Origin of the sequence: Actinomadura rugatobispora, from assembly GCF_042656285.1 — a bacterium.
In the GTDB taxonomy this organism is placed as follows: domain Bacteria; phylum Actinomycetota; class Actinomycetes; order Streptosporangiales; family Streptosporangiaceae; genus Spirillospora; species Spirillospora rugatobispora.
In genome coordinates, this window is record NZ_JBHSON010000101.1 from 1 (window position 1) to 14435 (window position 14435).

The 14435-nt window shown below is 62.8% G+C and carries 15 protein-coding genes; 8 read left to right on the top strand and 7 right to left on the bottom strand.

Features of this window, described 5'->3' with window-relative positions; translation table 11 throughout:
* Window positions 1-318: 318 nt before the first annotated feature.
* The 5 genes from ACFPZN_RS45870 to ACFPZN_RS45890 all read right to left on the bottom strand — a co-directional run bounded on the left by ACFPZN_RS45870 (window position 319) and on the right by ACFPZN_RS45890 (window position 4652).
* Complete coding sequence (locus ACFPZN_RS45870; RefSeq protein WP_378289541.1) at window positions 319-591, bottom strand: hypothetical protein; 273 nt, start codon at window positions 589-591, stop codon at window positions 319-321.
* Window positions 592-747: 156 nt separating this feature from the next.
* The gene (locus ACFPZN_RS45875; protein WP_378289543.1) at window positions 748-2964 is read right to left on the bottom strand and encodes a cell division protein FtsK; all 2217 of its coding nucleotides are present in this window, start codon (window positions 2962-2964) and stop codon (window positions 748-750) included.
* Window positions 2961-4100: a DUF2637 domain-containing protein gene (locus tag ACFPZN_RS45880; RefSeq protein WP_378289545.1), complete on the bottom strand. Its 1140-nt coding sequence runs from the start codon at window positions 4098-4100 to the stop codon at window positions 2961-2963. The genes ACFPZN_RS45875 and ACFPZN_RS45880 overlap by 4 nt, the downstream gene beginning before the upstream one ends.
* A complete protein-coding gene (locus ACFPZN_RS45885) occupies window positions 4097-4396 on the bottom strand; it encodes a WhiB family transcriptional regulator (protein ID WP_378289547.1) in 300 nt (99 codons plus the stop codon). The genes ACFPZN_RS45880 and ACFPZN_RS45885 overlap by 4 nt, the downstream gene beginning before the upstream one ends.
* Before the next feature lie 88 nt (window positions 4397-4484).
* Window positions 4485-4652, bottom strand: a complete 168-nt coding sequence (locus tag ACFPZN_RS45890) for a hypothetical protein (protein ID WP_378289549.1) — start codon at window positions 4650-4652, stop codon at window positions 4485-4487.
* Window positions 4653-4792: 140 nt separating this feature from the next.
* On the opposite strand from ACFPZN_RS45890, the gene ACFPZN_RS45895 reads away from it, so the two are divergent.
* From ACFPZN_RS45895 to ACFPZN_RS45905, 3 genes are all read left to right on the top strand, one after another.
* Window positions 4793-5662, top strand: coding sequence for a winged helix-turn-helix domain-containing protein (locus ACFPZN_RS45895; protein ID WP_378289551.1), 870 nt, complete (start codon window positions 4793-4795; stop codon window positions 5660-5662).
* The gene (locus ACFPZN_RS45900) at window positions 5659-6345 is read left to right on the top strand and encodes an HAD family hydrolase (RefSeq protein ID WP_378289553.1); all 687 of its coding nucleotides are present in this window, start codon (window positions 5659-5661) and stop codon (window positions 6343-6345) included. The genes ACFPZN_RS45895 and ACFPZN_RS45900 overlap by 4 nt, the downstream gene beginning before the upstream one ends.
* A 176-nt stretch (window positions 6346-6521) precedes the next feature.
* Window positions 6522-7169, top strand: coding sequence for a phosphotransferase (locus ACFPZN_RS45905; RefSeq protein WP_378289555.1), 648 nt, complete (start codon window positions 6522-6524; stop codon window positions 7167-7169).
* Window positions 7170-7206: 37 nt separating this feature from the next.
* On the opposite strand, the gene ACFPZN_RS45910 is transcribed toward ACFPZN_RS45905, so the two are convergent.
* Together ACFPZN_RS45910 and ACFPZN_RS45915 are read right to left on the bottom strand one after the other, a co-directional pair.
* On the bottom strand, window positions 7207-7626 hold the full coding sequence (locus tag ACFPZN_RS45910) for a DUF397 domain-containing protein (protein ID WP_378289557.1): 420 nt from the start codon (window positions 7624-7626) through the stop codon (window positions 7207-7209).
* Window positions 7627-8065: 439 nt separating this feature from the next.
* The gene (locus tag ACFPZN_RS45915) at window positions 8066-8644 is read right to left on the bottom strand and encodes a winged helix-turn-helix domain-containing protein (protein ID WP_378289559.1); all 579 of its coding nucleotides are present in this window, start codon (window positions 8642-8644) and stop codon (window positions 8066-8068) included.
* A gap of 420 nt (window positions 8645-9064) precedes the next feature.
* Between ACFPZN_RS45915 and ACFPZN_RS45920 the strand changes: the two genes are divergently transcribed.
* The 5 genes from ACFPZN_RS45920 (at window position 9065) to ACFPZN_RS45940 (ending at window position 14201) form a co-directional block, all read left to right on the top strand.
* A complete protein-coding gene (locus tag ACFPZN_RS45920; protein WP_378289561.1) occupies window positions 9065-9307 on the top strand; it encodes a winged helix-turn-helix domain-containing protein in 243 nt (80 codons plus the stop codon).
* A gap of 312 nt (window positions 9308-9619) precedes the next feature.
* Complete coding sequence (locus tag ACFPZN_RS45925) at window positions 9620-10897, top strand: hypothetical protein (RefSeq protein WP_378289563.1); 1278 nt, start codon at window positions 9620-9622, stop codon at window positions 10895-10897.
* A complete protein-coding gene (locus ACFPZN_RS45930; protein WP_378289565.1) occupies window positions 10894-12030 on the top strand; it encodes a DUF262 domain-containing protein in 1137 nt (378 codons plus the stop codon). The genes ACFPZN_RS45925 and ACFPZN_RS45930 overlap by 4 nt, the downstream gene beginning before the upstream one ends.
* Window positions 12027-12722 (top strand): MAE_28990/MAE_18760 family HEPN-like nuclease, encoded by a 696-nt coding sequence (locus ACFPZN_RS45935; RefSeq protein WP_378289567.1) that lies wholly within the window; start codon window positions 12027-12029, stop codon window positions 12720-12722. The genes ACFPZN_RS45930 and ACFPZN_RS45935 overlap by 4 nt, the downstream gene beginning before the upstream one ends.
* A 1029-nt stretch (window positions 12723-13751) precedes the next feature.
* Window positions 13752-14201, top strand: coding sequence for a GNAT family N-acetyltransferase (locus ACFPZN_RS45940; RefSeq protein WP_378289569.1), 450 nt, complete (start codon window positions 13752-13754; stop codon window positions 14199-14201).
* Window positions 14202-14435 lie beyond the last annotated feature (234 nt).

Genomic DNA, 14435 nt, shown 5'->3' on the forward strand with positions numbered 1-14435 from the left:
TCTCCCACACATCCGGACCGACCCTCTCCCCGGCCCATTCACCCATCACCACACCACACCACACTGGCCCCGCCGCAACCGCGACGGGGCCAGAACCCCAAGATCTTCAGCAGTCTTCTAGGACGTGTTGCTCGGCGTCGATGTTGTGGGGGTGGGGGCGGACGAAGTCGGCGAGGCCGGTTCCGGCGGGCTCGTCGTTGTCGACCAGGTGGAGCGGGGGCGTCATGATGGGTGTGCCTCCATCGGTTCGTGATCGGTCGAGGTGCGGCCTCGGCGCTCGTGCTTGGTGGCTGTGGCGCCGAGGTCGCTTCAACCTCGTCAGCGGTTGCCCTTGTCGCGGGTCTTGGTGAGGTAGGTCCAGAGGCGGCGGCCGGGGCGGACCTCGGCGGCACATCCGCCGCACTTGTCGCAGTAGCGCCACGCGCGGCCGGAGGCGGAGCGGAAGCGTCCGCCGCCCCCGCACTTGGAGCAGGCCCGGAACGGCCAGATGAGGCAGTGGACGATGTAGCCGCCGCCGAACACCACGGCGAGGAGCAGCCACGCTGCGACGCTGGGGCCGGAGTCGTTAGCGGCGGCCATGAGCAGGGACACGAGGGGCCTCCTAGGGCGGGTTGGGCGGGTTGGTGCGGGCAAGGGGTCTAGGCGTTAGAGGGCAGGTCAGAGCGGTGATGGGGCTCTAGAAGGGCCTCTAGGTCTAGAGGGCGGGGCCTCTAGACCTAGAGGCGAGCGCCGAGCGATGGCAGGTGGTTACGAGCCGGAGGAGCGGCGGGCGTCCAGGGCCGTCATGACGTCCTGGCGGTGGATGCCTTTGAGGTTGCGGCCCCTGCCGTTGGTGCTCTGTCCCCAAACTTGATGCGTTGCGATGCCGTAGGGCTTGAGGGCGTCAGCGAGTTGCGCGGGCGTCCATCCCGCGTAGAGGCCAGGGCGCAGCTCGGCGAGGCGGGCGATGACCGTCTCCGACCAGATCTTGTCCTCGTCGGCACCGATCACGGCGGCCACGTCGTCGAGGATCGAGACCTCGGCATCGGAGGGCGTGATCTCCTCGCCGGCGGCGTAGCCGGCGAGCCGGCCAGCGAGCTTGCGGGCAGTGCGGGCGCGGTCGGCGATGCGTTCGCCGGTCGGTCCGTCGATGTAGAACGAGCGGGTGATCTGCGGGTCGTCGGCCTCACCGACCAGGTAGCCGATGCCCAGGTCACGGCGGGTGAAGGTGGTTGCCCGGATGCCGTTGCGGTAGGCCGAGGTGCCAAGGACCATGTCGTTTTCGACCTGGCCCATAACCCTAAGGCAGTACCGGATACCGACGTTGGCGGAGACACCGGTCGGAAGCGAGTCCTTGTCGGGTCGCTGGGTCGCCAGGACGAGGAAGACGCCCATGGCTGGACCACGCTTGATGATCGCGGTGGCGAGTTCTCCGGCCTCCTTGCCGAGATCAGGGTGAGAGAACAGTTCCTGGCACTCGTCGATGAACAGCCCCAGCGGGTGAAGTCCCAGCGAGCGCCGAGCGGCGATCTCGGGCGTGACCTTGTTCTCCGGGCAGATGTCCTTGGGCAGGGACGAGAGCACCTTGGCGCGGCGCTCAAGATCCTTGTAGACGTAGCGGAGGCCGTCCAGGCACGCGGCGATCGTTGCGTCATCAACGCCGGAGGCGTACCGGTGCGCGAACTTCTCGGCGAACGACAGGTCTCCGGTGCCCTTGAGTTCATAGACCAGGTTCTCGGCCGTCACGTCCAGGCCGGCGGCCAACAGCAGCGGCTTGATCGAGAACGTCTTGCCCATCCGGGGCATGGCACCGATGAGCCAGTTGGCGAACATCAGCGTCGCCGTGACGAGCCGTCCGCGCTGGTCGGTCCCGAACGGGATGGGCTTGAACACGTCGGCCTCGCCGGATTTGGCCAGCGGCCATGCGGCGGGCTTGACCTGGCTCATGTCCTGGTCTCCGACCCACAGGACGAGTCGTCCCGCGTGCTGGTCGTGGGCAGGCTCGGGCCACACGCAGCCGACCGGGCGACGCAACCCAGAAGCGAGACGCTCGCGACGGTCCATGATGTCGGTGACCGTGACGCCGTAGGGGAGATCGACGTCCGCGCGCCATCCGGGACCGTCCCGCGTAATGGGTGCGGGGAAGGTGATGCCGTCTCCGCCCTTGCCGAGCGCCTTGTTGATCTCGGCGATGCCCAGCGCGCCCAGAGACCGGATGACAATTTGGCTGGAAAGCTTGGGGGCCTTGGTGGAGATGACGGCCGGTCCGATGAGCGGCTTGTCCTTGGGCGTGCCGAGCCATCCCAGGACGGCGACCAGGGCGGCGGCCACCGTCACCTGTGTGACTCCGCCGGCGGCGGCCACCGCGCCGGCGGCGACGCTCGCGCCGCCGAGGCCACCGAGGGCGACCAGACGACGCCAGCGAACACGGTCGTCCCGCTCGCGGAGCAGGCGAAGGTAGGTGTCGGCGTCCTTGCCGTCCACCGCGTGCAACCGCAGCGGAAGCGCTTCAACGTCGTTGACCCACCGCCACGTGCCCGAGACCAGACGCCACGCGCCACGCGGGGAGCGCGCGGCCAACGTCGTCGCGTACAGCGGCACGCGGGCAGCGTGGTAGCCGGTGACGTGAGCGGCGTAGTTCACCGACCAGCGGACGAGAGCCTTGGCCTCGGCGCGGTCGCGGAGCCACGGGGCGACGATCGGACGTCGTCCGGCCGTCGCGCCCGGGGTCATCCTCGTCCCCTTCCTGGACGGACGGCTGTCCGGTTGGTCGACCAGGACCGTCCCCTCAAGGGCGTCATCCTCGTCCGGACGGTGGCTCGGCCCCTTGGGCTCGTCGTCCGGCTCCTCCATAGGCAAGGGGACGGGCGGAAGCGGACGGTTGCCCCCGCCGTCTCCGGGCTGGACGGGCAAGTCTGGGGCGGACGGGTCGTCGGTGCGGGTGGGGAGTTTGATCACTTCGGCCATGGGCTTGGAGAAGTTCATCGCGCGTCGTCTCCCTCGGCGGTACGAGTAACGGGAGCGGTGTTCTTGCTGGTCGGATCGGCGGGCGCTTCGGCCTTGAGGCGGGCCAGGAGGACGCCGGCGCGCTGGTTGCTGACGCTCTGGTCGGCCTCGCGCAGAGCGGCGGCGAGGGTGTCCCGGTTGACCGGCAGTCCGCGCGCCTCAAGCTCGGCGGCGATGCGCCATCCCAGCGGCATCAGGTCATCGACGTCCGGTGCCGTCCCCTTGCTGCTGCGAGCGCGAGGCGCCGTCCGTCCGTGCTTGCTCGGGCGGTCGTCCGCCGGACGAGGTGCCTCGCTCATGCGGGACGAGGGGGCGGACGGAGGGGCGGGCGGTCCGGGCTCGATCGCTGCCGGACGGTCCTCGTCCCCTGGGTCCTCGTCCGGGTAGGCGGCAAGAGTGGTCGGCTCGTCCTCGTCCTGGACCGGCTCGGCGGCCGGGACCAGCTCGCCGAGCCGGTACAGCGCACGAGTCCGGCGAGGAGCCTTCCACCGCCACGCGAGCGCGCCGTAGGTGTCCTGCAGCTCGGTGAGGATGAGGAGCCGGGCGCGCTCGCGGTCGAGGGCGTCCCCGTAGGAACGGATCTCCCAGAGCACCATCCGGCGCCACAGGACGACCGTTCGGAACGGGGCCAGCAGCCACCGCGAGGCACGGATCCGGTCCATGCGGGTGCCGGAGGCGATCCCCGCCCGGATCCGGATCACGTGAGCGCCTACCTCGACGGCCACGACCCACAGGCACGGCAGGATGGCGTGAGCGATCATCCCGAACGCCGAGGTCTCGCCCGCCACGTTCAGGTACACGGTCGCGGCCGTGAGCGTCCAGGGGAACAGCCTCAACCACCCGATGCGCATGTCCAGACGCGCAAGGACGATGTCCACAGCAGCGAAGATCGCAATGCCCAGGTCGATACCGATCGGCAGCGTCCAGGCGAACATCCCGAACGAAGGACGCGCGGCCTCGGCAACCGCAGTGAAGCTGTTCACGAACCCGATCACGGCCAGCACCACGACCAGAGCGGCCACCACGGCGACGGCCGTGTACTCCTGGCTGGACAGCGGCCGGACGACCGGACGGGACGAGAGCGCACGCTCACCCGCGATATTCGGCGCGGTCATCGCACAGCCACCGCTTCAAGGCCGGCGCCGGTGAGGTTGTCGAGGTTCTCGGCGTCGATGGAGCCCCAGACGCCCGGCTCGGGCCGGCCGCTGATCGCGCGGTTCAGGCATCGGGTCGTCACGGGGCAGGACAGGCAGACGTCGGCGGCCACGTCGACGCGGGCGGCCTTCTGCTCGGCGGTCTCGGCACCGCGGATCGGGCCGGTGTGCAGCTCGGGATCAATGACGCACTCGGCGCCGCTCATCCCGTACTGCCGGAGGGTCCAGGGAGCGAGCTTGCTCGGATGGGTGGTCACGGTGTCCTCACAGGTGGGTTCGTGATCGGTCGAGGGACGGGGCTCCGGCGCCGTGCTTGGTGGCTGTGCGCTGGAGCAGGTGAGATGGCTACGCCTGAAGGGCGGTGACGAACTTGCCGGCGGCGTCGGCGGCCGTCATCAGGACGCCCCCGGCCTGCTCGACCAGGTGGGCGGCGGCCGTCGGGTTCTTGTAGGCGAAGAGGATGAAGATCGCGAGGGCGACGTACCGGCCGTACTTCTTGGGCTGAGGGAACATGTCGGGCCTCCTGACGAGTGCCTGACCAACTTGGCTAGTCAGGCGTCCTGAGCCAGAAGCATGGCCAGCTTGGCTAGTCATGTCAACGGGTTTGCCGGAGATTCTTCTAGCTTGGCTAGCCAGCACGTACGCTTGCGGGCATGGATGCGGACAGCGAATACCTCGGTGACCTGGACCCGGATGACCCGCGGACCCCTTCGCAGCAGATCGCGAACAAGCTCCGGGCGGCGATCCTGACCAGCAAGCTCAAGCCGGGCGAGAAGCTGCCCTCACAGCCAGACCTCGCGAGCCGGTACGGGGTCGCGCGGGAGACGATCAAGGCCGCGCTGAGGACGCTCCAGGCCGAACGTCTGATCATCAGCCGTCAGGGGAGCGGGTCGTACGTACGCGCGCAGACAGAGCGCCCCATCGGGCTACGGCCTCACATCGAAGCGGCCTTTGAACGCCCGCATGTCTCGATCGACTTTGCCGGCTTCTCGGGCGAGACCTTGCACAACACCATCATTGAAGTGCTCGACAAGGTTCGCGCTGGGCGCCTCACGCCGGAATCTCTAAAGATCCGAATCATGATGTGCGACACGTCCGCCGCCATGGCATTGCCGCGCCGAGTGGGAACGGAAACCGCTGAGGCGGAAATCAAGGATCGGGCGGAGCGCATCACCAGGCGCGCGGTTGACGGAATCGTGGACGCCGTTCACGAACTCGTAGACCTGGGGCTCATCAAGTCAGCAACCGCCGAGGTTCGCGTTCATGAACTGACCCCTTCGTTCAAGCTGTACATCCTGAACTCGGAAGAGATCTTTTACGGGCTCTATCCCGTCAAGCAGCACACCATTCGTCTCAACGGCGATCAGGTAGAGATCTTCGATCTTCTTGGCAAGGACGCTACTCTCTTCCACTTCTCCGTCAGCGACGACAGCGAGACATCAAGTGCGCCTCAGTTCGTCAAGGAGGCACAGGGATGGTTCGACTCGCTGTGGGGGACGATCGCACGCGAGTACACGCCGTGACCTCTCTCAAAACGCTCGTTCAATCATCACAAGCCATCCTGCTCGACTTCGACGGTCCCGTTTGTCACCTGTTCTCCGGACTTCCGGCGCATGAGATCGCGGAGAAGATTCGCTCTTTCCTGCTCGACCAGGGGGCCGTTCTCCCGGAATCGATGATGTCGGAAAGTAACCCCTTGGCATTTCTCGGGTGGGTCGGCCTTGTGGCCCCACATCTGCTATCGGACGTCGAAGAGATCCAAACCGATGCAGAAATAGAGGCGGCACGCCTGGTGGAGCCTACTCCGGGAGTTGCCGAGATGCTTCGTTCGGCGACGCCCCTAGATCTTCCAGTGGTCATCGTGACCAACAACTCGGCGGAAGCGGTCGAGACTTTTCTTGACCGTCACCTTCTTGGTTCTTCCGTGACGGGGATCGCCTCCCGCATCAAGGGAAGACCGGATCTGATGAAGCCAGATGCGCATCTCGTCCTCAAGGGGGTCGAGATCGCGGGACATCCGGCAGCAGCGTGTCTGCTCGTCGGCGACTCTCCCACGGACATGCAAGCGGGCATCAAAGCGGGTGTTCGCTGCGTCGGTTACGCCAAGCGTCCAGCCAGGATCACGGAGCTTTCCGAGGCCGGCGCGGACTTCGTCGTCCAAAGCATGGAATCGGTGGCAGAAGTCGTAACCAGCCTGAGGGCGTAGCGAAGATGCCGATGCGAGGAATAGAGATCCCCGCCCCAGTCATTGACGCTGTCTCGACGCGGTGGCCCGACTTGGCTTCAACGTGGCAGGAGACTGCTCCTGGCGAACTAGCGCGCATCTGTCGGCGGTACAAAGGGCGTCCGGTACGAACCTTCGATGCGCGCTATGGATTCGTGGTGGAAGTCGAGACGGATCACGGATACTTGGTCGTCAGGTCAACTCCCGATCCGCTCGGAATGATGCAGGCGGAGGTCTCTCAGTCGCTGTCCGATCTGGGCATAGGTCCACAGATCTACGAAGTGGTTCAAACATCAGTCAGCGTGTGGACTGTGGCAAGTCGCATCTTCCCCGGCGACTCGCTACACGGCCGAGCGATCTCGCTTGACCGTCTAGCACCCATCTTCCAGAGGATGCGCGATCAGAACTCACCGAGCAATCAGCTCCCGACGCTCGCAGACTGGCTACACTCCCGACTCTCAGACGAGAACCTGAGTGACCTCGCTCCTGGACGTGCCCAAGCTCCGTTCGATGAACGTCGGCATGCCGCCGCAATACTTGAGGACCTGGAAAGTGGCGCCTCGAACTTGCTTTGCCATGGCGACGCATCCTCAAAGAACATCCTGCTCGGCCCCGATGGGCAACTTTTCCTCATCGATCCGCGGGGCGTCAGTGGAGACGTCTGCTATGACGTGGCAGTTGCCGCATGGAAGACCGCCGGTGAGGAAAAGCCATCGGCCCGTGCGGCGGAGCTCGCGCGCCTGGTAGGAGTCGACACGGAACGAGTGCAGGCTTGGCTAGTGGTTGCGGATACGGCCCGTGTATAGCCCTGCAATCAGCAGTGCGCCTGCCTGACTACCGGACCTACAGGGATCGCAGCCCGCGAACGAGGCGACGCCATTCGCTCTTGGCCACCCGAATCACAGGGCCGTTCCGGTCGGTGGAGTCGCGCACAGCGACAAACTCCGTGCCATCGGCTACTTCAACGCAACCGGTCTGGTTGAGTTCCTCGCAGCGTGAGGACTTGCGGAACTTCGATGACTCCATCCTGATCCCTTTCTGTAGTACGTCGCGGACAAGTGCACGCGAAGGCCGCATATGAGGCTGTGTCGATCCGGTATGTGTCGTAGCCGCGATCGATCGCCTCAATTCCTTGTTCATACCTGTGGTCAGCGGTGGTGCGCCCATCATTGACAAGCAGTTCGCGCACCAATCGTCGGGCCGTTGATCGATCCCACCGCTCTGGGAATGTTTCCCAGTAGCCACGGCGCGAAGTCGCCACATGCCAATGATCAGGGCTCATCACGGTCATCTCCTCGTCATGGCGAATCCCATCGGTCATCCGGCCGTATGCCCCACGTCGCGAGGAATGCGGTCGTAGAATCCGCCGTCCGCAAGGGTTCGGAGCACAGTCCGAGGAGTGCGCCGGTACTTGACCGGTACGACCAGTACTTTGACCCGCGCTCGACTGCGATGCTTTCTCCCACGGAGGGCGCATGCTTTGCGAACACGCGGAGCAGTGGCGGAGTCTCCTCGTAACGGCGTTCTGTTATCCACCCGTGGCGCCGTAGCCCACGCGCAAGACGGTCCAGACGGCGACACACCCAACGCAACTCCCGTTGCTCGGCGAAGGGCGTCCCGTGGTCGGGCATCGCTGAGATAGGGCACATGTCATGTTCCGTGACGCGCCAGAGTTCCGGATATACGGACAGGTATTCGTGCACTACTGGTCCTTATCTCGATTTTCAGAGGCGACTCGTACTGCCGCCTCGGCCCTCAGATCGGCGGTCGATCTCGTCAACTCCCGCAACGTGCCGAACAGTCGAGTTGAACAATCGAAAGCCTGTTGAGAATCCGGCATCGCTTGAATTATCGATGCCGCCTCGTCGTGAACTTCCTTGAGCCCTTCCAGTGCTGCGATAAAGCGCTTGGGCACTGACCGTGACGAGTGAGAATCGGCGACGTCCTGAGCGCGGACGAATGAGCCACTACCTTTGCGGCTGATGATGAGGCTCTCTGAAGCAAGTTGCCGCAACGCGGTCTTAACGGTCTCACGAGCAACTCCGTACCGCGATGAGAGCTGATTCTGAGAAGGCAGCTTCGCGTCTGGTTGGAGCCGTCCGGAGAGAATCGCCGATCGAAGTTGTTCCGCGATCTGCCTCGACGGGGGCCGAGGATCTTCGGGGGCCAGGTCCGCGAGGTAATCAGCGATGCCCGGCACGCGCCGAGGAGCCAGGTCGATAGGTGGTCCAGTGATCGCCGGTTCGTCGTCCACTCCGCCGGCGGCGGCCTGGTCGGTCATGAGCGCGTCGCACGGGAAGCGGGCCAGGGCAGCTCCGGCGGAGGGCCGGTCCTGGCGCGCTGAGCCTCCGCCACCGCGAGACGCTCAGCGAGACGTGTCTGGGCGTCACACAGAACCCAGAGCTCGCCCTGGGAGGCCGCCTGCACCTCGGGGAGCGCGCCCCACGCTCGTTGGTACGCCGTGAGTTCCCGGCTCCTGGTCGCTCGGTACGTGCGCTCGCCCATGACAACCGCCCATCCGGCGATCGTTGGTCCGCGTCTCGCTGGATTCATGCTGTGACTGCTCCTCGGCATGAGTGCCTCGGGTAGCCGGAAGGCATTGACCGGGCACACAGATGGTCCAAGCAGTGTACGAGCTACATAGAGCTATGCATAGCTCTCCATGCCTTTATGCAGGTCAGTGGGGCTCTACGTTGGCCGTGTGGGTGATCGTCCCGAGGTGCCAGAGTTCGATCCGCAGGGGCCGCAGCTCGTCTACATGGCGTTCGCGGATCACATCAGCGCGCGGATCGCTGCCGGCGATCTCGCGCCAGGGTCTCGCCTGCCTCCTGAGCGCGAACTCGCCGAGGAGTACGGCATCGCGTACATGACGGTGCGGCGCGGGACGCAGGAGCTACGCGAGCGAGGCTTGATCACGACCTCCACGGCAAGGGCACGTTTGTGACCGACTTGCCGCGGGAGGGTGAAGAAGGGCCACCTCAGGACGAGAGTGGCGTCTGACGACCTCGTTCCGATGCAGGTCAGATGACTTACTCGGCCCACTGCCTCCAGATGAAGTATTTCTCCACAGGGCTCAAGGGCACTGCTCCGCGTCGCCAACCGCTGGCCTGTGACGGGCAACGCGGTCTCCGGGCCGACCCGTCGCAGGCCAGCGGTCCGCTTGAGAAGCAGGGAAGCCCTTGGTGATATAATCCTCGGGCGCTAAGCTATGGTGACCTCTGTTCATGACGGTGTCGAGGTCTCAGGGTGGCGACGGGTGGGACAGTTCCCGGCGGGAAGTCGGATGAACCAAGAATCTCTGTGGCACTTCGATGGGGATTCTGGCACCCAGATCCGCAAGCTTACCCCCAAGCGGCCGCAAAGCGACAAAGCGGGCCTCGCGGACATCTTTCCTTACTATGCTGGATTCTCCTTCGAATGGGCGAAGGGTCAACTCCGGCTCGAAGGTTTTGATGAGAACGCGGTAGTTCTCGATCCCTGGAACGGTAGCGGCACTACCACACTTGCTGCACGCGTTAATGATCTCAAATCCGTCGGTGTTGACCTGAACCCGATCGCGAACATCGTGGCGTATCTCCGTCTGCAGGATGCGGACCACATGGAACCCTGTGCAGCACCTACAGCGAGAAGCGCTCGCGCTTCACAGCATGAGCCATTGCTTGCTTGGTTCTCTAGTAGGACGGCCGGTCGGTTTAGGCAGTGGTCGAGGTCTCTCAGTAAGCAGCCACATTCCACCTCATCTCTTGGATACGTTGCGCTGTTTCGGGTCACTAGGTCTCTCACCAAAGGCTTTGAAGGCAGCAATCCAACTTGGGTGCGTCGAGCGTCTAACTCTGAAGACGTAGTGGACGTAGCTAGCCGAGATTTGGACGACTTGATTGTCCAAGAACAACGCCATGTGAAAGACAGGGTAAGCGAAGAGTCGCACCCGGGATGTCCTGCTTCGATTATCCGCGCCTCTTCCGCTTGTCTTCCGATGGCGGAAGAAAGTGTTGACTTTATCCTAAGTTCGCCTCCGTATCTAACGCGAATCGATTATGCGGTCGCCTATTCGAGGGAACTGGCTATTCTCGGAGTTGATATCTCTAAGGATCGATCTCTCCGCTCATCCTTGATGGGAACAACTCTAATCCGCAGACGTCGTGACGTAATAAGACAAGAAGGTTACGGTCCTAAAGCCAGCCAACTCGTCGAGAATATCTCAAAACACGATAGTAAGGCGTCATCTGGTTATTATCTAAAACAGGCTAAGCAGTATCTCGACGACCTCACGCTTAGCTTTGACGAGTTGACACGTGTCTCAAAAAGGCATGCGCTGATGACGCTCGTAGTGCAGGACTCGTATTACAAAGAGGTGCCCATCCGACTAGCGGAGATTTGTGTTGAAGAGGCGGAACGCCGAGGGTGGTCCTTTATCGACTGGGATCAAGCAGAGGTCACGCGTCTTCTCACGCAAGTCAATACGGCGGCGCGGGCCTACCCAAAGGGTAAGGTCGCTGAGACTGTGGTGACACTCCGGAGGAAACGGTCATGATGAAAACCAGTGCCGATGATCTAATCAGGTCTGTTGACGAGAAGATCACAGCCGTTCGTACCCAGACGCTCGACTTCTCGTTCAATGAACTCGCGGACATGCACTCCGAGGGTGAGCTCATTATTGATCCCGCGTTCCAGCGAATGTTCAGATGGACTGAGGGAGCTCAAGCGCGATTCATAGAATCACTCCTCCTTGAGCTTCCGATCCCGCCAATCTTCCTGATTGAGCGCGAGGACCGGGTCTATGAGTTGATTGACGGCCTTCAGCGTATATCATCCTACCTGCACTTTCGTGGACAGTTGGTTATCGATGGCGAGAGAAAAGAGCCCCTGGTCCTAGCTGACTGCGACATCGTTCCGGAACTCAACGGAGTAACTTACAGCGACCTCCCGCGGGCCCTGGAAATCAAGCTCAAGCGCAGCTATATTCGCGCTGAAATCCTCCGCAAAGAGAGCGATCCAAGGCTCCGTTACTACATGTTCAAACGGCTGAACACTGGAGGCGAGGTACTCTCTGAGCAGGAACTGCGTAATGCCACGATCAGACTCCTCTCCAATGACTTCAACGAGTTCATTGCCGATATGAGTAGGAATATCGACTTCGCCAAGTGTGTTGGCATTATTTCACCCAATGCGCGACTGAGGAAATTTGACCAGGAGTTGGTCCTCAGATTTTTTGCGTACAAGAATAGTCTTGATACATACATCCATGACGTCGCTGACTTCCTTACCGAGTACATGGAGGACGTTTCGGATCCGGACAGCGAGACTTCCTTTGAATATTCGAAGGAGCGAATTGTCTTCGAAAAGACCTTCCTGGTCCTGCGACTGATTTCCGATAAGCTCGAGATCGATTCGAAAATCTTCGGCACGGTCAATCCTGCAACGGGTGAACCGCGTGGCCAGTTTTCTGTATATCACTACGAGGGTATTACCCTTGGCCTTCAGGCAGTGATCGATAAGGTTAATGTCGAAGACGACGAGCAAATCGGACGTCTTGCGGCTGTCGTAAAGACTGGGAAGGCAGATCGCGACTTCCTTAAACACGGTGGCGGTGGTAAGAATTACCGCAATCCTCTGCTCGCGCGTATTATGTACTTCTCAGATCGGTTCAGCGAGGTAGTCGATTGACTCCCGCCGAACTGCGAGCTCAACTGGAAGAAGACCTGGCCTGGCGGCTGGACGAACTGAGACACCTGCGCAACGCCTTACTTGGTGCAAGGGGGCCGAGCGACTGGCCGGTATCCGCCATGCGTACAATCCTGGTTATGCAGTATGCGCATCTTGAGGGGTTTGCGCAGAACGCTTTTTCGCTGTACGTGAAAGCGATCAATGATCGTCAGTTGAAGGCTAAGGATCTGCATCCGAATCTGTTTGCCTGTGCGCTGACTAGAGAGTTCGACGGGATACGCCTTGGGTCAGGTGCCGAAACGGAAACCGATGCAGAAGATGGTTTCCTCCTGCGACGGGCTAAACGTCAGGTAGCATTCGTTGACAGGATGCGTAGTCTAGCCGAAACGATTCTGTCTATTGATGCTGACCTAGCCGTATCGATGGAGATGAACTTTGGCTCCGATGTCCTTAGGAGAACTTTGTTTCGTCTCGGCATGCCAGATACTGCGGTGAGCAGGTCACATTTTACGTCCCTCGAATTTGTTCGGAAGGCAAGGAACGACATTGCTCATGGTAGTCGCAAAGAGCGCATTGAGCCAGGGCTATTTGACGCGCACAGAAAAAAGTGTGAACAGTTTATGAATGACCTCTCTCGGCTGATTTCCACAGCTGTGGATGGTGAGTGGTATATGGTCAGCGCTGTTGTTTGATGCCTGACAGCGAGGCTTCACGATCCCCTGCCGTGACCGGCATCGCGCTCCAGGTGCCTCTGTGCCCTTTGACTGTGTGAGTGCTGTTAAAGACCAGCGAGATTGCTGTACACAGCACCGAAGTACTGCAATGACCCTCACGACGGCACAGGTGAACCTCTGGCGCACATCGCTATCTGGATGAGGTTGCTGCGGGGCCAGGAACGCCGGTAGTCCGCCTTGGTGTGGTGTCGTGATCTGGCGAGCCGGGTTGGTCGAGCGTGAAGCGGAGACCTTGCGGCCTCCAACTTGCTGCGGGCCGGAGGGCTCACCCGCGCGAGGCTGTCTGTCACACCTTGCTCGTCGTTCGCGCGGGTGAGCCCTCCGGAGCGGTGTGCGCGGCTCTGTGGCGGCTGTGCCGTATACGGGCCTAAGTTTGGCGATCGGGCGGCATAGGTGCAGGTCAGAGGTGTTCGGCGGAGGGACTGTAAATCCGTCGGCTTAGCCTACGCAGGTTCGAACCCTGCACCCGCCACACCAGCAAAGAACGGCCCTTGACCAGGCAAGACCCGGTCAAGGGCCGTTCTCGTTTCTGACCGTGAGTCCCCGCGAGACACCGCTGTTCTCCGCCCTTCCGGGCAGAGGTGGGCCACGGTGGGGGCACGCTTGGACGCTGTGAGAAGCCCGGTTGGGCCCCCGACAATGGCGTCTCGGTCCGCGACGACGTTAGAGCCGTGGCTTCCTCTTCTCGCTGGCACGGGTGGGGCCGTAGGCCACGGAGGGGCGAGCGAAGGGAGTAGCCGGCGCCGCGGGCAGATTCCAGCCCAAGGGGCATCACGTGGAAGCCGCTGCCCGCCACGTGCGCGCCCTCGTGGACGTCTTCTGGCCCCACCCTTGGACATCCCGGGCCTGCGTGGCGGACCGGTTGTAACTTCTGAGCATGCCTGTGTTGCCGTTCCCTGACCCTCTGCTCGCTGATGGGGTGGTTGCGCTGCGTCCCTGGCGTAGGGCCGACACAGCCCAGAGGTTCAACGGCTTCTCTGACCCCCTGTGCCTGCGCTTCTCTTGGCCGCTCGTGGAGCCGTTCACCGAAGCGCACGTACTGGCGCGCTTCGAGGAGGAAGAGGGAGCGCGGCTTCGCGGAGACGAGCTCAACCTGGCCTGGTCGAAGGGGCTGACCTCGACCGTGTCTGGGGCGGAGCATCGGTGTACGACGTGGACCTCGACCAGGAGCGCGCGGCCGTCGGTTTCTGGCTCGCCTCGCGTGCGCGCGGACGTAGCGTCGCCACGCGGACACTGCGGTTGCTGTCGCGATGGGCCTTCGACCAGCTTGCCGTTGCCCGCTTGGAATTGACGTGCGCGCCCGACAATGTCGCGTCCCAGCGCGTTGCCGACCGCTGTGGGTTCGTGCGCGAGGGCGTGCTGCGCTCGCACATGCGTTTCCAGGGCGAGCGCCGCGACACCGTGGTGTTCAGCCTGCTGCCGGGGGAACTGCGTTAGCTGCGGCGGGCTAGTGTCCTTGCGAACGGCGCGTGGCTGCGAAGTGGCCTGATCGGCCGTCAGCGCCTTCTCGCGAGCCGCGCCAGACGCCGAGGTACGTCCGGTCATGATCTCGCCGCGCGTTCCCCTGACCAGCGGGGCTTGGCTGGATTTTGAAGCGGTCGATGTGGTCACGAAGGATTCGGACGAGCTCGGGCTGCATCGGGACCATGCGTGTTTCGGCGGGTGCCCGAT